The 19,129-nt window shown below is 39.3% G+C and carries 20 protein-coding genes and 1 pseudogene; 12 read left to right on the forward strand and 9 right to left on the reverse strand.

What is annotated here, in order from left to right; translation table 11 throughout:
- Positions 1–75 precede the first annotated feature (75 nt).
- The 5 genes from BBI08_RS03540 (at position 76) to BBI08_RS03560 (ending at position 4,435) form a co-directional block, all read left to right on the forward strand.
- On the forward strand, positions 76–750 hold the full coding sequence (locus tag BBI08_RS03540) for a response regulator transcription factor (RefSeq protein ID WP_008496572.1): 675 nt from the start codon (positions 76–78) through the stop codon (positions 748–750).
- Positions 740–2,104, forward strand: a complete 1,365-nt coding sequence (locus BBI08_RS03545; protein WP_065528496.1) for a sensor histidine kinase — start codon at positions 740–742, stop codon at positions 2,102–2,104. The genes BBI08_RS03540 and BBI08_RS03545 overlap by 11 nt, the downstream gene beginning before the upstream one ends.
- A gap of 248 nt (positions 2,105–2,352) precedes the next feature.
- The gene (gene yiaA / locus BBI08_RS03550; protein ID WP_008496575.1) at positions 2,353–2,814 is read left to right on the forward strand and encodes an inner membrane protein YiaA; all 462 of its coding nucleotides are present in this window, start codon (positions 2,353–2,355) and stop codon (positions 2,812–2,814) included.
- 72 nt (positions 2,815–2,886) lie between these two features.
- Positions 2,887–3,789: a hypothetical protein gene (locus tag BBI08_RS03555; RefSeq protein ID WP_156874337.1), complete on the forward strand. Its 903-nt coding sequence runs from the start codon at positions 2,887–2,889 to the stop codon at positions 3,787–3,789.
- 157 nt (positions 3,790–3,946) lie between these two features.
- On the forward strand, positions 3,947–4,435 hold the full coding sequence (locus BBI08_RS03560) for a DUF4825 domain-containing protein (RefSeq protein WP_008496578.1): 489 nt from the start codon (positions 3,947–3,949) through the stop codon (positions 4,433–4,435).
- Between the two features lie 111 nt (positions 4,436–4,546).
- Here the strand turns inward: BBI08_RS03560 and BBI08_RS16855 are convergent, their stop codons facing one another.
- Positions 4,547–4,735, reverse strand: coding sequence for a hypothetical protein (locus tag BBI08_RS16855; protein WP_205847839.1), 189 nt, complete (start codon positions 4,733–4,735; stop codon positions 4,547–4,549).
- Positions 4,736–4,975: 240 nt separating this feature from the next.
- Between BBI08_RS16855 and BBI08_RS03565 the strand changes: the two genes are divergently transcribed.
- Positions 4,976–5,422, forward strand: a complete 447-nt coding sequence (locus tag BBI08_RS03565; RefSeq protein ID WP_065528497.1) for an SRPBCC family protein — start codon at positions 4,976–4,978, stop codon at positions 5,420–5,422.
- 119 nt (positions 5,423–5,541) lie between these two features.
- Here the strand turns inward: BBI08_RS03565 and BBI08_RS03570 are convergent, their stop codons facing one another.
- A complete protein-coding gene (locus tag BBI08_RS03570; RefSeq protein WP_008496582.1) occupies positions 5,542–5,997 on the reverse strand; it encodes a universal stress protein in 456 nt (151 codons plus the stop codon).
- A gap of 309 nt (positions 5,998–6,306) precedes the next feature.
- Between BBI08_RS03570 and BBI08_RS03575 the strand changes: the two genes are divergently transcribed.
- The 4 genes from BBI08_RS03575 (at position 6,307) to BBI08_RS03590 (ending at position 10,646) form a co-directional block, all read left to right on the forward strand.
- Positions 6,307–6,549 (forward strand): SHOCT domain-containing protein, encoded by a 243-nt coding sequence (locus BBI08_RS03575; protein WP_065528498.1) that lies wholly within the window; start codon positions 6,307–6,309, stop codon positions 6,547–6,549.
- Between the two features lie 14 nt (positions 6,550–6,563).
- A complete protein-coding gene (locus BBI08_RS03580; protein ID WP_008496584.1) occupies positions 6,564–6,872 on the forward strand; it encodes a hypothetical protein in 309 nt (102 codons plus the stop codon).
- A gap of 594 nt (positions 6,873–7,466) precedes the next feature.
- On the forward strand, positions 7,467–10,241 hold the full coding sequence (locus BBI08_RS03585) for a bifunctional diguanylate cyclase/phosphodiesterase (RefSeq protein ID WP_008496585.1): 2,775 nt from the start codon (positions 7,467–7,469) through the stop codon (positions 10,239–10,241).
- A 144-nt stretch (positions 10,242–10,385) separates the two neighbouring features.
- On the forward strand, positions 10,386–10,646 hold the full coding sequence (locus BBI08_RS03590) for an SHOCT domain-containing protein (protein WP_008496586.1): 261 nt from the start codon (positions 10,386–10,388) through the stop codon (positions 10,644–10,646).
- A gap of 59 nt (positions 10,647–10,705) precedes the next feature.
- Here the strand turns inward: BBI08_RS03590 and BBI08_RS03595 are convergent, their stop codons facing one another.
- The 4 genes and pseudogenes from BBI08_RS03595 to BBI08_RS03610 all read right to left on the reverse strand — a co-directional run bounded on the left by BBI08_RS03595 (position 10,706) and on the right by BBI08_RS03610 (position 14,849).
- Positions 10,706–11,530, reverse strand: coding sequence for an STAS domain-containing protein (locus tag BBI08_RS03595; protein ID WP_040850466.1), 825 nt, complete (start codon positions 11,528–11,530; stop codon positions 10,706–10,708).
- Between the two features lie 355 nt (positions 11,531–11,885).
- The gene (locus BBI08_RS03600) at positions 11,886–13,511 is read right to left on the reverse strand and encodes an FMN-binding glutamate synthase family protein (protein WP_008496588.1); all 1,626 of its coding nucleotides are present in this window, start codon (positions 13,509–13,511) and stop codon (positions 11,886–11,888) included.
- Positions 13,512–13,533: 22 nt separating this feature from the next.
- Positions 13,534–14,157, reverse strand: a complete 624-nt coding sequence (locus BBI08_RS03605; protein WP_008496589.1) for an NAD(P)H-binding protein — start codon at positions 14,155–14,157, stop codon at positions 13,534–13,536.
- Between the two features lie 169 nt (positions 14,158–14,326).
- A pseudogene (locus tag BBI08_RS03610) lies at positions 14,327–14,849 on the reverse strand (DinB family protein).
- A 330-nt stretch (positions 14,850–15,179) separates the two neighbouring features.
- Here BBI08_RS03610 and BBI08_RS03615 point away from each other — a divergent pair.
- Positions 15,180–16,685 carry a phytoene desaturase family protein gene (locus tag BBI08_RS03615; RefSeq protein WP_008496590.1) on the forward strand — a complete coding sequence of 502 codons (1,506 nt, stop codon included), beginning with the start codon at positions 15,180–15,182 and terminating at the stop codon, positions 16,683–16,685.
- 73 nt (positions 16,686–16,758) lie between these two features.
- Here the strand turns inward: BBI08_RS03615 and BBI08_RS03620 are convergent, their stop codons facing one another.
- Together BBI08_RS03620 and arr are read right to left on the reverse strand one after the other, a co-directional pair.
- Entirely contained in the window at positions 16,759–17,193 is a 435-nt protein-coding gene (locus BBI08_RS03620; RefSeq protein WP_008496592.1) for an OsmC family protein, read from the reverse strand.
- 60 nt (positions 17,194–17,253) lie between these two features.
- Positions 17,254–17,670, reverse strand: a complete 417-nt coding sequence (gene arr, locus BBI08_RS03625; protein WP_008496593.1) for an NAD(+)--rifampin ADP-ribosyltransferase — start codon at positions 17,668–17,670, stop codon at positions 17,254–17,256.
- A gap of 85 nt (positions 17,671–17,755) precedes the next feature.
- Between arr and BBI08_RS17090 the strand changes: the two genes are divergently transcribed.
- The gene (locus BBI08_RS17090) at positions 17,756–17,899 is read left to right on the forward strand and encodes a hypothetical protein (protein WP_008496594.1); all 144 of its coding nucleotides are present in this window, start codon (positions 17,756–17,758) and stop codon (positions 17,897–17,899) included.
- Between the two features lie 498 nt (positions 17,900–18,397).
- Here BBI08_RS17090 and BBI08_RS03630 read toward each other — a convergent pair whose 3' ends face one another.
- Positions 18,398–19,093, reverse strand: coding sequence for a FadR/GntR family transcriptional regulator (locus BBI08_RS03630; RefSeq protein ID WP_065528499.1), 696 nt, complete (start codon positions 19,091–19,093; stop codon positions 18,398–18,400).
- Positions 19,094–19,129: the final 36 nt, after the last annotated feature.

The following is a 19,129-nucleotide window of genomic DNA, read 5'->3' on the forward strand; positions in this document are numbered from 1 at the left end:
ATTTTCATTTGTTTTTCTTAAAGGTGTGTTATTTTTAAAAAAGATAAAAGGGATTTTTGAGAGAGGGGTATTCACATGAAAGTGCTGCTAGCTGAAGATGATGACCGCCTTGGTGAACTGGTTGTTCATTTATTAAAGAAAAAAGGAGCTTCTGTTGTCGACTGGGTAACAGAAGGTGAAGATGCCATTGCTTATGCGCAATCCTCTTTTTATGATGTCGTCATTCTCGACTGGATGATGCCAAATGGCGATGGCGTATCAGTTTGTCGACATTTACGAGCAGCGGGTTATAGCGGTGCGGTATTGATGTTGACGGCCAAGGGGGCTGTGCCGGACCGAGTAGAAGGACTTGATGCCGGAGCGGATGATTATATCGTAAAGCCGTTTGAAATTGAAGAATTATGGGCGCGGCTCAATGCGCTAACGCGACGTACGCGTGCGCCAATCCGAGAAGAAACGGTGATGCTTGGCGAGTTGTTGCTAAATCGAACGAGTCATACGCTCTACTATCAAGAAGTAGAGATTTTACTTACACCACGTGAGTTTCAGTTGTTTGAACTGCTCGTAGTAAATCGTGGACAAGTGCTGACCCGTGAGTTGATACTCGACCGCATATGGGGACTTGATGCCGAAGTGTCTTTAAAAACGATTGATGCTACGGTGAAGTTATTAAGGAAGAAAATCAACCGCACCAGCAAAGAGGATTTTATCAAAGCGGTTCGCGGAGTGGGGTATAAAATTGAAGCGTGACAAAAGAACAAAGCAGGCTAAAAAAACGACAGATGTCTTTCGTTCAACGCATAAACGTTTGACCTTGTTTTACAGCGGCATTTTTTCCGTCTTTTTAATCCTCTTTGTAGCGATTGTGTTATTTATCTTGTACCAAGTCGTCTTTACTGAACAAGAGAGGGAACTAAGACAGCTTGCCGAACAGGAAATAGCGGAACTCCGAAGAGAAACCTTTGGCGCAACTGCTCCCACAAGAAGACTGCCGCGACAGCAATTTTTAGCAGAAAATCAATTGTTCTATTATGTACAAACAGCAGAAGGTGAACTTGTAGTATCTAATGAAGGAATCGACCAGCTACAGCCACTTTATTTGAACCTTATTTCTAGTTGGACTCCTAACGAAACAGAAATTAGACAAGAGACCATCACGATTCCGCTGGAAAATCCTGACTTTAGTGAGTTCCAAAATTTTGATTTTACGGTTCTCGCTCTTGCACGTCCGGTCCAGGTTGACGGCGAAGTTGTCGGTACGATGTATATCGGTCTCGACATTTCCAATATCACACGGATTTTCCGTTGGGCGGTCATCGTACTTACTGGGCTAGCTGTTCTCTTTATCGGTCTCGGAATTGTGCTTAGTTATATCATGTCAAAGCGGGCGCTTGTTCCGGTTCAGCGGAGCTATAACCAGCAACGTGAATTGGTAGCGAACGCATCGCATGAGTTGCGGACACCGCTGAGCACTATTTTATCTTCTATAGAAGTACTTGAAATGGAGAGGGAAGAAAAAGACTCTTTTACCGGGCGTATTTTGGATGGGTTAAAACATGAAGTTCGTCGAATGACCGTATTGGTTAGTGATTTGCTGACACTAGCACAGGCGGATTCACCAGATGCCAACGCACTGATTCGTAACTGGTGCAATTTAACTCCGGCGAGCGAACAGTTAATAGAATCTTTCAAGGCAAGAGCTACTGTTAAAAAAATCGATTTAACAATAGAAGCACCTGCAGAAGTAAATGTATACGCAGATTGCGATAAACTAATTCAGTTGCTATCGATTCTTCTCGACAACGCGATTAATTACACACCAGAAGGCGGCAGTGTCGCTGTCACATTGCAAATGCGCAGCGATTCTTTACTACTTGCCGTACGTGATACCGGCATTGGTATTGAAGCTGCCGACCAGGAGCATATTTTCGAACGCTTTTACCGAGCAGACAAAGCACGGACGCGAAAAGAAGGTGGACATGGACTTGGTTTAGCAATCGGCAAATGGATTGTCGACGCACACGGCGGAACGATTTGGGTGGAAAGTGCCCCAGGAGAAGGATCGTTATTTCAAGTATCGATTCCAAGTGGTAAGGATAGGTAGTTTTTTTCGAATCGCTCCACTCTACTATTTAAGGTGAAAAATGAAACAAGTAAAAGCCGCTAGCAGAAGTTATTCTGTTTGGCGGCTTTTTAAATTGACTCGATTGCTTTTTCAAATTATCCATGCAAAACAATCGTTCGGATCTCTCCCATATATGGTAGAATAATCGTAATAAAATATTTTTGTAAAATTGAGACAGCGGTGCAAAAAGAGAGAAATCCGCATTACTAAAAGACAGGGGGATGGATATGTTAGGTGATAGAGAAGAAGACGTATTTGCGAAGAAAACGGTAGAAAAACGTAGGCTCGGAGAACCGACTGGCGCGTTTAAAGGTGCATCTTGGGGTGCGTTGCTCATTGGGGTATCAACGTATTTGATCGGTTTATATAATGCAGGAATGGAGTTAAACGAAAAAGGCTATTATATTACAGTCATGATTCTTGGACTTTACTCGGCCGTGTCTCTTCAAAAAGCGGTAAGAGACCGCGATGAAGGAATACGCGTTACCAACTTGTATTACGGCATTAGTTGGTTTGCACTCATTTCTGCAATCGCACTTATGGCGATTGGTTTGTTTAATGCCGGTAGTATCACGTTGAGCGAAAAAGGCTTTTACGGCATCTCGTTCGTCTTGAGTTTGTTTGCTGTTGTAACCGTACAAAAAAACGTGCGCGATACAGAAGAAGCGAACAATATGGATGAGTCGTGAGAGGCATAAGAACTTTGTAAGATCAATCTACCGATCAAAGGCAAAATTTAACGAACAGAAAGAGGAAACCAATTGAAAATCCAAGTTAAAAAATTAATGTTATCGGCTATCGTAACAAGCGTTGTATTTACAGGAGGAGTCGGTAATGTCTTTGCACAAGAAACATTGGCAAACGCTAAGCCAAAAACGGAACAAATGCAGCATCACAAACAAGATACTAAGTATTCTAAAAAAGTGATGGAAGCTATCCGCGTTGCTTTAGGAGAAGGTGCAAAATCTACGCAAAAAGATAGCGCCATCAACAAATTGCCGAAAACGGAAGTCATGGATTACTATTTGGTGTCATTCGGTAAAAAGCTTAAAGGCAACGAAATTCGTCGAGCGGTAGAAGAAGTCTTTTCAATCGATTTGAATACGGTTTCGAAAAAGGATTACGGCAGCAAGCTGACAGTATATTCTAATGACATTATGGAAAGTTTGCGAGTTTCTCTGAAAGAAGCACCAACATCTAAGTTAAAAGACGAGCAGATTATGAGCATGACGAAAAACGAAGTAATGGACCGCTATATTAAAGAACGTGATTATGCACTTAGCGGAGCAGCGAGTCGATTGTTGATTAATAGTATTTATGGTGTTAACTTGCAAGGGATTTCTAATTTAGAATACATGCAAATAGCCATCCACTCTAAAGGACAATGGATTATAAAAAGTGACAAGGATTTATTTATGTTAAAATCTAGCCTCGACGATGTGGATGTTTCGATTTCGACAACTTCGTATTTTAAAGAAGTGACAGGCAGCGACCAATTGCCAGCATCTTTAAAAAACCAATTTCTAGATATGGGCTTTACTTATATTGAAGAAACAAACCTTCTGTATTACAAAGAACCAACCGGCAAATCGATTCCAGATCAATTTAAAGGCCAAGTAATTGGGCTTCTTGCTAAAACAGTAGCAAGTCAATACCAAAAGTAATTAACAAAAGCTTAAATAATATCACTGAATATATAGACCGTTAGAGAAAAAATCACCGTTTTTCTCTAACGGTTTTTGATTTTGTTTTTGTACATTGAAACTCTGGAAGACTTGAATCGTTAAAGGAGCAGAGAAGAATAAAAGGGGGCGAGTAAAATTGAATCGACTGAATCGAGCTTTGGTTTTGTTAGTTGTTTTAACTTTATTAAGCGGCTGTAATTCAAATGTAGACAATTCATCTGGTGATTTATTTAACTATAAAGACTCGTATCTAGGAGATAACAGTGCAGTAGTGAATACAGTGATCTATTTGAAAGGGGCAGACTATTTTCGTGGAATAGAACTTCAAACAAAAGAACAACCTTATGGCATTATTGTCGACTATGATTGGTCAGAATCAGTTATCGATCTACAAGAAACCGTTATTAACAATGCCTCGTATTTATTTACATTAATCCAAAATGTGGACTGGATCATGCTGAAGTTCGAAACAGTGGATGGTGTCGAAGAGTTTAAACTAACAAGAGAAGAACTAGAAGGCTGGTACGAAGTAAACTTAAGTAAAATTGAGAGTGAAGAAAAACTAAAAGAGCTTATCCAAGTGCATTTAAAAAATAGTGAAGAGGTAACGAAGCTGTTAAAGTAAAAGCCGCACCCTCAAGAACAGCAAAAACCCCGCAGCTGCCAGTTTGGCAACTGCGGGGGTTTGTTGATTAGTTTGTGAAAGATGCTACCGCGAAATACTTAATCACCAGAGTTAAAGATCGGCTAAAAAGACGATTGGAAAGGTCAGAGAAGAATTTCCTTTTCTAAAAGGCATCGGGTAATGTTCACAAATGAAGATAAAACTAAGAAGCATTAATAATTCAAACGGTTTTTCGATAGCTGGCAAATGAAACAATGCATAAACCACCAGAGACCAGCCCATTAGTGAAATGACCATCATGAAGAGTTGAGCACTATGATGCCTAGCAGTTATCTTTTTCAATCAGAACTCACCAGCCTTTTTGTATTTTTTTATTATTCTAACATTATAGAGCTTAGAAACGAAAGCTAGTAAAATAATCTTAATTTATCAGAAAAGTCAGTCTATTATAACGGGGAACATGTTATATTAGAAAGAAAGTAAAGTACGTTCGAATTATCGCCCGTCAATCAACGATTTTATATGGAAGGAGGACGCGAAATGTGGAATTTAAAAAAATCTATTTATATTGATCGGGGGATAGGGGAAGTCTATCAATTCGCAACAAATCCGAAGTATTGGTATCAATGGTATGCAGGTTTGTCCGAAGCAGAAAATCTTCTTGGAACAGGCGCAAAAGGAACGAGTATGGATTTAAAGTATTTCTTTTTCGGAAGGGGGTTGGCAGTCCATGTGCTCGTGGAGGAAAATGCCGCTGTAGGAGATAGCTATGTATGGCGGTGCCTCGTTACAGGAGCGCTTGATGCGAGGCAAACATGGCGTTATTACCCAAAAGAAGGCGGTACCGAACTTCATTTTGAAATGGATTATAATCTTAATGGCAACATCATCGGAAAACTAGTGAATACACTTTATATTAAGAAGTTGATGGCCAATTCTATAGAACAAACTTTGCAAAACTTAAAAGACATTAGTGAAAGTGAATAGTTTGGAGAAATGAGTGGAAAAAACTCGATTGCTGCTATGCTAAATTTCAAATAAAACATGAAAAATAGGGAAGGCCAGTTGACGTGTACAACAAGTCAACTGGCCTTTTAAAATTTCTTTTACTCTTCTGTTTTTTGCTCTCTTCGAACAACTAAAACATCACATGGACTACTGCTCACAATATGTTGGGACACACTACCTAATATATATTGCTCAATCGCATTTAATCCTTGGGCTCCACAGACAATCAGATCGATATCCAAGCGTTTTGCGTAGTCACGCGATATGACCTTGTCAGGAGAGCCGGGGACAACGTAGACATGGACACTAGAGATTCCCGCTGCTAGGGCATCTTGTTTATAGTTATTCAAAAGTTCTTTTCCATGATCAAAAATCCGATCTTCGGGATCTGGCACACTTTTTGTCATGGCTGAATAGGAACGCGTATCCACCACATAAATTAAGTTCAGTGCGGCAGCATTTCTTTTGGAAATTTCAATCGATTTTTTAAATGCCCAATCCGCTTCCTTTGAACCATCAATAGCCACCAAAATACGTTTGTATTTTAAGGTCATACAAATTCCTCCTAAGGTTTTTTTTCGCGTCTTTACTATAATTCTTCAAAACTATTTTAAATCCTCTTTTAAATCTGAATATTCTAATTACTAATATAGGTTATTCGATTAAACGACAATTTAAGGCTGCGCTTCTAAGTTGGGGGCTATAAAAGTCGGCTTAAATTGGAAAACATGTGGAGATCTTTTATATGAAGGTTCATGATGGTTTTTGGAAATTTCACATGACTCCACACATTCTGCATGTATAGAGAGTACATTTAAAGTTCAGAAATATACAAGAGTTCAACAGAATGGAGGTAGAAAGAAATGATGGGACCAGGATGGGGAATGGGTTGGGGAATGGGAGGAGGAAGTTGGTTGATAGCAGGGTTAGTTGTACTTATCGGCTTCGCCATCTACTACTTTATGAAGAACAACAACAACAACAACAGTTTTAATAGTTCGCAGAAAGACTCCAGCACAGACGCAATGGAAATAGCCAAAAAAAGACTAGCTAGAGGCGAAATAACTAATGCAGAATTTGAAGAAATTAAAAAAAGGCTTTTATAAAAGGAGAGAGCGTAATGAAAAAGACGATAATTAGTGGCGTATTAGCAGCAGTCTTGATTGTAGGAGGCGGAAATGGTCTGTACATGACATCGGCATCTGCAAAAGGAAATGTAGAAACCGCTATGCAGCATGAAGGCATGACTATGGAACAGATGCATGAAATGATGGGTACTGGCCACATGAATTTCGGCCAGATGAAACCATTCATGAAGAAAATGCATCCAGATTTAAACACCAGCCAATTACGGGTACTTTACAAAAAAATGCATGGTACTGGTGGTTCATCTCATAGCAAGAACTTTAAAGAGATGATGGGAAACTGATTATCAAAAAACGCGATTTGGATGCATAAATCCAAATTGCGTTTTTTTATTTGTGAAAATTTGTGGTAATTACATAACTAAATATGATTTAAGTGTTTGCTACAAAATACCAATTGGGTCGAATGACAAGTCTAGGTGAATCATTTTATGGACAACTTCTGTTGGAACATCGATAATTTTCATTACATCGTTCGAGTTAGCCAATTGTAATGTATAAAAAATTCAGAGCAAGACATCGTAGAAACTAGTATATGTCTCATAAAGAATTCGCTCAAGCTATTGCTTGAGCGAGTTTTTTTTGTTTTCTCAATACCGAGCAAGTTAGGATTTAAGTAGCTATAGGAAACAGGTAAGAGATTGTCAATTTTTTATTATCTTTTAAAAGTCTTATGATGATTTTAATGATAAAATAAATTTACAGAATAATATACATGAATAACCAGTTATCTATTTCTTTTATAGGAGAAAATAGACTAACAATAATAAATTTATAAAAATTAATATACCTAACTGTTTTGTTAGAAGATCGATGATCAAATTTACATCTTTCACTAAGTTAATAAATTGATAGGTCAATGAATGGAGGCTTTGTTAATGGAAATTGAACAAACCAGGTATTCCCGGTTGGCCCATATAACGAAATTGATCAACACAAACTTTGAATTGCGCCCATTGCTAGAACATGTCATCACTGCTATATCCGAAGAAGTCGTACAATGCGACTCTGTCGGAATTTACTTGCCGCAAGAAGACGGCAATTTCCGTGGATATGTAGGGAAACCAGCTGTTATTAACGGCATGACACTCGATATGCATGTGGTAGATACAGAGTACGATTTATTAGCAAAAGAAGTAATCGATACTAAACAAACGATTTATATAGCGGATACGTCCAAAGACAACCGTCCCGATCCAAGAGCAGTAGCAGGGTTTGGCATCAAATCGCTGCTAGCTCTTCCGATTTCATATGAAGGTGAATTGTTCGGACTTGTTTTCCTATTTGACTACGGGATTCCAATGGATTTGACTGCAGATGAAATACAAACAGTGGAAGCGTATGTCAATATGGCGGGCGTAGCGATTCGAAATGTGAAGAACCTTCAACGAAAAGAAAGTATTCTAGCTGAAAAGCAATTGCTGCTGGATTTGACGCGAGATTTGTCTATGACTTCATCAATGGCCGATGTCATGGAAAAGTGCTTTCATTACGTGGGAACCGTACTGAAAAACGATAATATTGGGGTGCATTTACTAGACCCTATTGCAGGTGCAAAAATCAAACCGGCCAATTTAAGTGCGAAAAGTGAATGGGCTGAAGAAGACTGGTTAGAAAAGCATAATGAACTGCAGTTTGATCCTTCAAATGACCGCGTATTCGATGCAGTAGTCGCTTCTAAAAAACCGATTTGTATTCGTGACGTCACAAAAGACGATAGAGTCAACCAAGAGGTTTGTAAATCATTTGGCATTACAGGCATGTTGATGCTTCCTTTTGTCTCAATGGGAGAAGTTTTAGGAGCACTCGTTCTTGTCAGTTTTGAGGAAACCAATCAGGTCTTTTGTGAGTCGGATATTGAACTTGCTCAATCCATCACAGAGGCTACTGCTTCGACATTGTCTAACTTGCTGTATATGGAAAAGCAAGAAATGATCATCGAACAAAGAACGTCAGAAGTTGTTTTGAAAAACGATGAACTGAAAACAGTCGTAACTGAGTTAGAGAGTCTTAGCCGTGAAAAAGAACTAATTTTAAATTCAGTAGATGAGGGCATTTTTGGTTTTGATTTGAACAACAATATTACGTTTTGTAACCGAGCGGCAGAATCGATATTGGGTTATAGAAATGGCGAATTAATCGGACAATCATACAAAAATATTTTGCCTGAAAACCAAGACTTAATCCTCACTTCGGTTTCGTTAGAAGAAGATTTAAAGTTTCTTAAAAAGAGTGGCGATGATTTTTCTGTTGAATATGTCGTTTCTTCTATAAAAGAAAATGAACAGGTTATTGGTGAAGTTGTCACATTCAGAGATATTACGAAGAGAAAGCAATTGGAAAAAGAAATTAGTCATTTAGCATATTATGATCACTTAACAGATTTACCAAACCGAATTTTGTTAGAGGATTATTTAAAGCAAAAAACAGAAAAGGCAAAAGTTTCAGGACAAAAAGTGGCGGTATTATACTTGGATCTCGATCGTTTTAAAATTATAAATGATAGCTTCGGCCATAGTTATGGAGATATGTTGTTGAAGAACGTTGCAAATCGCATAAGACGGAGTGTACCGGCAGATGCATTTGTCTCACGTCAAGGAGGCGATGAATTTACAATCGTCTTGCCAGGCTATGACAACAATCAAGAAGTATTAAATCTTGTAGATAACTTAATCGCGTCATTTACAGAACCATTTTCATTAAAAGGAAATGAAGTGTACATCAAAACAAGTATCGGGATTAGTGTGTTCCCAGAACACGGTAAGACTGCGGAAGTATTGATCAAAAATGCAGATGCTGCGATGTACAAATCGAAAGAAAAATCCGGCACGTATCATCATTTCTTCAAGAGTGAAATGAGCGACTGGAGTATGGAAAGCATTTACTTGGAAAATGCCTTATACAAAGCACTTGAGAACGATGAACTGAGTCTTCATTATCAGCCACAAGTAGACAGTAAAACCAATCGCATCATTGGAGCAGAAGCTTTGCTTAGGTGGAACCATCCAACAAGAGGTATGGTCTCACCAATTGAATTTATCCCAGTTGCAGAAGAGACAGGCTTAATCGTGCCAATTGGTAAGTGGGTTCTTTTAAACGCATGTAAACAGTTGAAAAAACTACACGCGCAAGGAAATTCGAATATGTCAGTTTCTGTTAATTTATCTGGAAGACAGTTTGAAGAAGATGACTTGATCCCAATGATTGAAAGTATTTTAGTGGAAACAGGAATCGCTCCAGAATTTTTGCATATTGAACTAACTGAAAATCAAATTTTCAAAAATACACATGTAACTTTGGAAAAAATGAGAGAAATAAAAGCATTAGGTATTAAAATAGCAGTGGATGACTTCGGAACAGGGTATTCGTCACTAGGTTATTTAAAAAACTTCCCCATTGATACGTTAAAGATAGACAGATCGTTCATGTTTGATATTTTGACGGATAAAGACAATGCCGCTATTACAAGTACCATTATCACGCTGGCTCAAAATCTTAATTTGAATGTTATTGCTGAAGGCGTAGAAACAGCTGAACAATTAGAATTTCTAATGGCTAAAAATTGTTTTAACATCCAAGGGTATTATTACAGTAAACCATTGCCTGTCGAAGCATTGGAAAACTATATCGACATACTGACACCAAAAGTATAAGCGATTATAAATCAGGATCCACGAGTTGGATTTATCCAACTCGCGTTTTTTTTATGCCGCAACGGAGCCAAACTTCACACAATCTGCACGTCAAAGGTGTACATTAAGTGTAATAAGACACAATGAAATAAGGGGGGGAAAGTCATGATGGGACCAGATTGGGGAATCGGCTGGGGCATGGGAATGGGAGGAGGAGGACTTTGGGTGATAATTCTATTAGTAGTAATCATCGGCTTTGCACTATACTTCTTTATGAAAAACAACAATAACAATAACACGAACAATAATTTTCCTAGTTCACGGAAAGATTCAAGTGCAGATGCAATGGAAATAGCTAAAAATAGGCTAGCGAAAGGAGAAATCACAACTGAAGAATTTGAAGAAATTAAGAAAAATCTTTTATGAAAATGAAAACCGCAATCTGGATAAGTGATTCCAAATCGCGGTTTTGCTTTGTCTTTTAGTTATATCGCCAAATATTCTTTAAGTGCTTGCTGTAATGTGCCAAGAGTTTTGGTCTTTGGAGCAAACAATAACCCAAGTGATACCATTTTCCGAACGACTTCTGCACGTAGCCCAGTGATAATCGATTGGCAACCCATCATGGCAGAACCATTGATGATTTTCATGATGTGATGAATGACTTCAGGCTCCAATTCGACGATTCCAGACAAGTCTAGGATCAAGGTTTGAATGCGAGATATGCTGACTTCGGTCAAGACTTTTTCTTCGATAATTTCTGCTCGGAACGAATCGACAGAACCGATTAATGGCAAAATAGAGACCGATGTACTAATAGGAATAATCGGAACAGACAAGCTTTCAACAAGTTGTCGATGGGCCAAAATCAGCGAATCTTTGTACGTCGAATAGCTGATGAAGAACGTATTCAAGAAGGTATCAACTCGTGTATTAATGTCTTTTTCCATAGCAAAAAAGTCAAATGCTACTTCACTAGGTGCAGCTTGGTCATATTGTTGAAGGAACGTCCAAAGCGTACGACGAATCGCTTGAATCCATTCTAATTTGAATGATAGCTCAATCGAATGCGTAGCCCATGCAATTCCTTCTTGCTTTGCAAAAAATTTAAGGTCCTCTTCTTGTCCATCGATAATGTACCTGACAACTTTATGGGCATTGGTTACAAGATCAATATTGCCGACAGCTAAAATTTCATTGATTTTGTCTTTTACAGTGACGGCTTCCTCTAATAATGTTTCTTCAAATGCTATTTGATTTTGCAGAAAGTACGTTTTAATCTCTTCTGAACTTTGCAATGCCTCAGTCATTAGCTTTTCTCCTTTTTCCATAAATCTCTTTGATTACTTTAATTTTGTGTTTAGTACAGCATTAACGAAATGTCTTTCCTGCAGTTTTATTAGGACGAGGAACAATTTCAATTATACCCATAGGTGTATAATTGAAAACATTTTATTCAAGAAAAAGTTAGGATTAGAAAACGATTTCTTGAAAATGAAATTTCATACAAATACTCCTTTTAAATGATGTGCTAGAAGAAAAAAGTCGCTAAATTTAACCGGTAGAGGAGCGATCGATGAACTATTCACTTGAAATAATTGCGCAGCTAGAGAATGCAAAAAGCAGTAAGACATATTGAATCGTCTCACTGCTTTTTAATGGGAGTTAATTTTTAACAGGTAAATCTTCCACGTCTTTTTCTTTCCTTTCTTCTTGTTCGATTTTGTGAAGCATACTGCCAACCGAAGAAATACGTCCTTGAATGTCTTTATGTGTTAAGTGTTTTCGTTCGAGCATGGTCGGAGATTCAACGCCTGCAGCCGCTGCCACGTTAAATAACCCCGCACGGAGCGACATCACGTAATTGGCAACACGGTACATTTTCTCGCCAACTACTAAACCGTCTTGTAAGTCAGGATCAGTTGTTGCGACTCCAACAGGACAAGTATTTGTATGACAAACTCCCGCCATGATGCAGCCAACACTAATCATAAAGCCTCTAGCGATATTCACAAGGTCTGCCCCCATTGAAAGGGCAATAGCTATTTTATCCGGTGTGATGAGTTTACCGGAAGCAATCAACTTCACACGGTCACGCACACCATATTGACGAAGTAATTCATCGACAATCGGTAGAGCAGTCAAGATGGGCAACCCGACTGAATCGGCAAGTTCTTGATAGGTCGCGCCAGTTCCGCCTTCACCGCCGTCAATGGTGATAAAGTCAGGACCCTTGCCACTGTCTTTCATGATTTGTACCATTTCCTCAAGTCCTTCAACATCCCCAACAACAATTTTCATGCCAACCGGTTTGCCACCAATTTCACGCATTTCTTCAATAAAGCCAAAAAGCTTTTCAAATGAATCGTATTCCGTGAAGCGGTTTGGGCTGTTTACAGTTTTACCCGGTTCAATCAACCGAATACGTGCAATTTCTTCGGTTACTTTTTGTCCTTCTAAATGGCCACCCCGTGTTTTCGCGCCTTGTGCGAGTTTCACTTCAAAAGCTTTTACTTTTTCCATGTCAGCTTTTTCTTTGAACGCTTCCCACGAAAACTCGCCGCCTGGTGTCCGAACACCAAAAAGACCGGGACCAATTTGCATGATCAAATCCGTGTCACCAGCTAAATGATGATCTGAAATTCCACCTTCCCCGGTATTCATCCACGTACCACCTGCAATACCAAGCCCTTTTGATAGTGCTGTAATGGCATTTTCGCCCAAAGCACCATAGCTCATAGCGGACATACCCACTTGTCCTTTTATCCGGAACGGTTGCCTGCAATAGCCGTCACCAAGCACTACCGCATCTTCATCGCGCAAATAATAAGGATCAGTCAGAATTTCTTCACGATGTTCTTTTCGGGACATTAAGCCTTCATTGTCAATGACATATTGATAAGTGGTTACTTTTTGGCTGTTGTCGACTTTCAATTCTGTCCGTAATTTTGGAAATAGTGAATTGCGGATATAGAAGCCGTCTTCTGCAAAATTACGACTAGATCCAAAACCAATTAAACGTTCATTGTATTTTCCAGCTTTGACGATATCTTGGTACTGCATACGTGAGAAAGGGAGTCCTTCGTTGTCTCCGGAAAATAAATATTGGCGTAGCTCAGGACCAACATGTTCAGCCATATACCGAACCCTTCCGAGTAACGGGAAATTGCGGAGAACCGCATGCTGCTTTTGATGATTATCTTTTTGATAAATATACGCAATATAAGCAAGTGGGGCCGCGATCGTCGATCCCACTAATGCCGATGGTAAGTATTTCGTTATTTTCCCCATAAAATCCACCTTTTTTAGTTTTTTATATGTTCTTTAATGCATTTTCGATTGAGGTATTTCCAGCTATCACTTTAATTGTTTTGTTGTATGTAGCCTTGTTGGTAAGCGATTCAACTAGTACAGCAGCGACATCTTCATAAGGAATTTCCATAACCTTTTTGCTTGGAGAAGTAATGATATCAATCATGCCTTTTCCTGGTTTGTGAACCCCACGACTCGAATAGACGATGGTATAAGTAAAGACATCCTGCTTGATAAGTTCTTCAGGAATTTTCTTGTCGCCTGTTTCTTGGGATTTTGCGGATTCGTCTACACGAGCGGGACTCAAGTAAACTACCCGTTCAATCCCTTGTTTACGGGCTTCTTCCATCGCACGAGCAACTGCTTCTTTATCGACAAGCACATTTCTGTTTTCGCCGGCTGTCGGATTTGCACCGGCTACATAAATTATTGCTTCGCATCCTGAAATTGCTTCTATAAAATCATAATCCTTTGAGACATATACGCGGGAAGCACCAATCATTTTGAGTTCTTCTGCCCGGTTTTCCGTTTCTGCAATCGTGATGGCTTCATGGTTTTCTGCAGCAAGCTTCCGTAACAAATACTCACCAACTTCTCCGCCGCCACCAAATACGAATACTTTCATCCAATCCCTCCCTGTGTAAGTAACTGTATTCAACTTTTCCCTTCTGCTTGAGGGATGAAACCATTTAATAGGAAAGAACAGGTCTATTTGCGGAGGGAAGTAAACGAAAAAGCAGAAACCTAGGAATGGTTTCTGCTCTTTGTATATATCTATACGATGATTTACAACTTTACTTTAGCACTCCTAAATATTCTTCCCAAGGTCCCACATCTTTTCGGTATCTTTCTGACATCACTCTTACAATCTGGGATATGTGTGTTAAATCGTGCACGATCCATGTAGAAATTAGTTCTCTTAGCTTTACTTCACCAAATACAGGATGTTTTCCTGTTAACTCGAACTGTGAGTCAGATTCAATGAGTTCTTTTACAATCTCGATATTCTTGTAATCGTAGATTTTTGAAGCCCATCAGTTTTTGATCGATTGAGGTCTTAGGTGGATTTGTTATATTGGCATCTCGATCAAATGGAGCAAAAGATTTGTTGTCGCTTTTCTTTAAAATGGTTTTTATACGTGGTATCCAATTATTGTTTTCACATTCAATTAAATGATCAATAACTTGAGAAGAATTCCAGGTTCCGTCACCTTCGTTACAAGTAATCTAGCCGTCTGATAAATTAGATAAGAAGCTATCTAAGGTTTTGGGCGTTGCCTCTAGGATTTGAATGGCTTCGTCTAAAGAAAAATCCATCTATTTTCCTCCTTTAATTTTTTCCTGCATTCAATTTACTTAGGTAGCAGAATAACGAATGTGTGATTAAATATAATATATCTATAGATTTACCATTTAATTAAACTGAAAATGTTCTTTAATCATACTGTATATTTAAACTATACAAAAACTACATAAAATGAGTTTTTAAAATCAGTAGATAGGGAAAAAAAGGAGTATGTCGAAGCTTTGAAGAATCTAGTAAGTAATGGAGTCAATAGGTTGACGTCTCGATCTCCGAATAAATTTTACCGAAATAATCATGGGCATAAATAATGAAATACTTAGGAGAAGAAGGGCGGTACATATATGAGTAATTCACAAAAATCCGTAATCGTAATTGGCGGCGGACTTGGCGGTTTGTCCGCAGCGATTTCTCTTGCGCAACAAGGATACGAAGTTTCATTATATGAAAAAAACGATCATATTGGCGGCAAAGTAAATCGTTTAGAGCAGGACGGATTTGGGTTTGACCTTGGTCCATCCATTTTAACGATGCCACATATTTTCGATAAGTTGTTTCAAGGAAGCGGCAAGCGAATGGAGGATTACGTGCAAATTCAGCGACTCAACCGGGAGTGGCGCTCGTTTTTCCCCGATGGCACGGTACTCGATTTGTATCACGACCTTGATTTAATGGAGCGGGAAAATCCTGCGCTTTCACGAAAAGACATGAAAGAGTATTACGCATTATTAAAATACGCGCAGAACATTTACAAAACGACTGAACATAGTTATTTAAAAGAAGGTTTTGAGTCACCGAAAGAAGCAGTTGCGCAAAACGGTATTTTGGCGACATTAACTGGCTTTGATTTGACGTCCACAATGTATAGCGCGATTTCCAAACGCATCAGCAATCCACATTTGCGTGACATGCTTTCTTATTATGTGAAGTATGTCGGTTCTTCTCCGTATAGTGCGCCTGCCGTGTTGAATATGATGATTTATATGCAACATGCGCAAGGCTGTTGGTATGTAAAAGGCGGCACGCATAAACTAGCCGAAGGTTTAACAAAACTAGCCGAAGAAATCGGTGTTAAACTCTACACAGGTATGGGTGTCATTCGTGCGCTAACAAGTGAAGACGACAAAATCGTTGGCATTGAACTAGAAGATGGTTCGTTTAAAAAGGCCGATTATTATGTGTCGAATATGGAAGTGATTCCGTTTTATAAAAAAATGGTGGCGGCAGACGAAAACTTTGTTGCGGATTTGAAGAAAAAATATGAACCCGCAAGTTCAGGACTAGTGTTGCATCTCGGCGTTAAAAAAACCTACCCATTTTTAAATCATCACAACTTTTTCTTCTCGGAAAACTTGCATGAGCAAATGGAGAAAGTGTTTGAAAAACACGAGTTGCCCGACGACCCAACCATTTACTTAGTCAACGTCAATAAAACCGATCCGACACAAGCGCCAGAAGGGCACGAAAACATTAAGATTTTGCCACACATTCCGTATATCCAAGACAATCCGTTTACACCTGAAGATTATGCGAAGTTTGAAGAAATTGTTCTCGATAAACTAGAACGCATGGGCATGCATGGCCTTCGAGACAATATTGTCACACGTGACGTTTGGACGCCGCATGATATCGAACGGGTTTACGGTTCAGACCGCGGTGCAATTTATGGCACGGTTTCCGATAAAAAGAAAAACGGTGGCTTCAAGCATAAAAAGCAAAGCGAATTATACGACAACCTGTACTTTGTCGGCGGCACAGTGAATCCAGGTGGCGGTATGCCAATGGTGACATTGAGTGGTCAACAAGTGAGCGATAAAATTGTGAAGCGGGATCGAGCGCAGAGGAAATGAATAGTTTGAGATTGCTAACGGAGCGAACGTTAGCAATCTTTTTTTATGCTAAATTCATGAAAAGAAGCCCTCGCTAGTCAGCGACGACTTCCTTTCCGTTTAATATGAGACGATAGTCAACTTCAGCTTTGAGCGAATGAGCAACAGGACAATACTTTTCTCCACTGACTTCGATGGCATGCAGCACTTTTTCTTTAGCAATTTCACCTGCAACGAAAAATGTAACTAAAAGCGACAAAAATTCTTTTGGTGGATTTTGTCGTTTGAAGCCTTCGGTGACGATTTCTAAGGAATGAATGTTTTTCATTTGAGAACGCAAAATCATAATGACATCCATTCCGACGCAACCTGCAAGTGACCCGAGCAAAGCCTGCATTGGCAATAAACCTTGATTATTTCCAACACCTTGATGAGCATCCATCGTCAGCGAATGACCACCTTGTCCAACTGCTGAGAACACAAAGTCGCCTTGCCATTTTGTGGTGATCGTCAATTGATCTGTCTCCATTTCATCGCCCCCCATGCTTTTTGTCAGTGTACCACAAGTTATCTGAATATTCCTTTAACATTAATCTGAAATGACGTCTTTTCCTTGTTCGCGCAAAGCTTTTAAAGAGGAGAGCATGTGGTTAATTTCTTCCTCAGTATGTCGTTGCCAAGATCCCAACTCAGCCACAATTTTTAATGGAGAGGTAGATCTATACGACCGTGTTGGGTTACCGGGGAATCGTTTATTGGTTAAGTTTGGATCGTCTTCGAATTTACCTAAAGGTTCAACAATGTAAATACGTTCTTTAAAGTGTGCTGTCGCCAGTTCAGCTCCCCATTTGGCCGCGTCTAAGGAAGCCGTAAAATAAATATGGTTGGATTTTTTGTCTTGATAATTCGATTGATTTTGAGGTTCTAATAAATCACCAATCTGTAAAGCTGCTTTGGTTCCATGGAAAAAAGGACCTTTGTCTAAAAGATCTTCGTTTTCTTTCATTAGCATTTACCTCCAAAATGATATTTTTCAATCAACTTATGTAGTAGTATAATGAATATAAGAAGATTCAGAAAGGGGCAACTCAATGAGCTTCATGGATGATTTAATCTGGGCGATTTCCGCTTTATTGAAACTCTTTGGTTATTTTCTTGTTGGGGTAATCATCGTGTCGATTGTCATGTACGGACTTGCTGGGTTGTTCGATTTGATTACTCATTTCTTTTATTGAAATGTGAATAGTAGAAAAGCCATCTTTGAAAAAATCAAAGATGGCTTCAGCTTGTAGACAAAAGAATAGTAATTCATTGTTTCGTATTTATATGGGATCCTCTGCATCAAACGGACGCTTTCCGCGGACGAAGCTAGCGTAGCGATGCAGGAGCATATCTTTGCCCTTCGCCGTTTGATGCTCCAGATTCGTGAGTGACTGGTTAAAAAGACTTCGGAACGTTTTTATTGGTAGAAAGTAGACAAAGATAACTCACTTTAATATAAGCAAGAAGATTCCAAGCGGGCTGGCCACGAAGACTCCTGTGGGACAGCGAAAGCTGAAGACCCCGCAGGAACTCCAGTGACGAGGAGGCTGAAGCTGAGCCCACGGAAAGCGAAGTGGCTAGCCCGCTTGGAGGTTATACACAGATATTCACTTTAATGAGACTTTGTCTACAGAAAAGCCATCTTTGAAAAAATCAAAGATGGCTTTTCTGTATTTAAAGAGATTTAAAATTTAAGAAGAGCTGTGCAATTCAGAGCGAATACGCGAAATATGCTGGCTCATGAGTTTCTTGGCCAAGTCACTATTTTGAGATGCGATGGCATCGTATATTTCTTCGTGTTCGTAAAGTGTATCTTGATGACGATTGAAATCGGTAAAGCGGTGTTTGCGTGTTTCACGGATATTTTCTTCCATCCGCATGGCTAATGTTGCCATTAAATCAATCAATAATTGGTTTTTCGTAGCATAGGCAACTTGTAAGTGGAAGTCTAAGTCTGCTTGAACTCCTTTTTCAGGATCATTTTTTGCATCAGCCATTTGGATGAGGACGTTTTTGATAGCTTCTAGGTTTTCAGGAGTGGCTCGTTGCGCTGCTAGAAAAGCGGCTTCGACTTCAAAAGCACGTCGCAACTCAAGCATTTCGTCAATCAAAATCGCTTTTGCTTTGTCGATATGCGTTCGAAGTTCATTGCCAAGAAGGTCGCGCTTTGATGCAGCACGAAAGCTTCCGCCGCCTTGCCGTATTTCAATGAATTCTTTACTTTCCAAGTTTTTTAAAGCTTCCCTGATGGAGTTTCGACTGACACCAAGCAAACTCGCGAGGTCTCGTTCGGAAGGGAGCCGGTCACCTGGCTGCAGATTTTTTTCCAGGCAGAGAAGATTAATTTGTTCCACTATCAGTTCATAAGTTTTTTTCTTTGGATTCAAAATAAAAGCTCTCCCTGCTTGTTTTTTAAAGTTTAA

It is taken from the genome of Planococcus halocryophilus, assembly GCF_001687585.2.
Classification (GTDB): Bacteria; Bacillota; Bacilli; order Bacillales_A; family Planococcaceae; genus Planococcus; species Planococcus halocryophilus.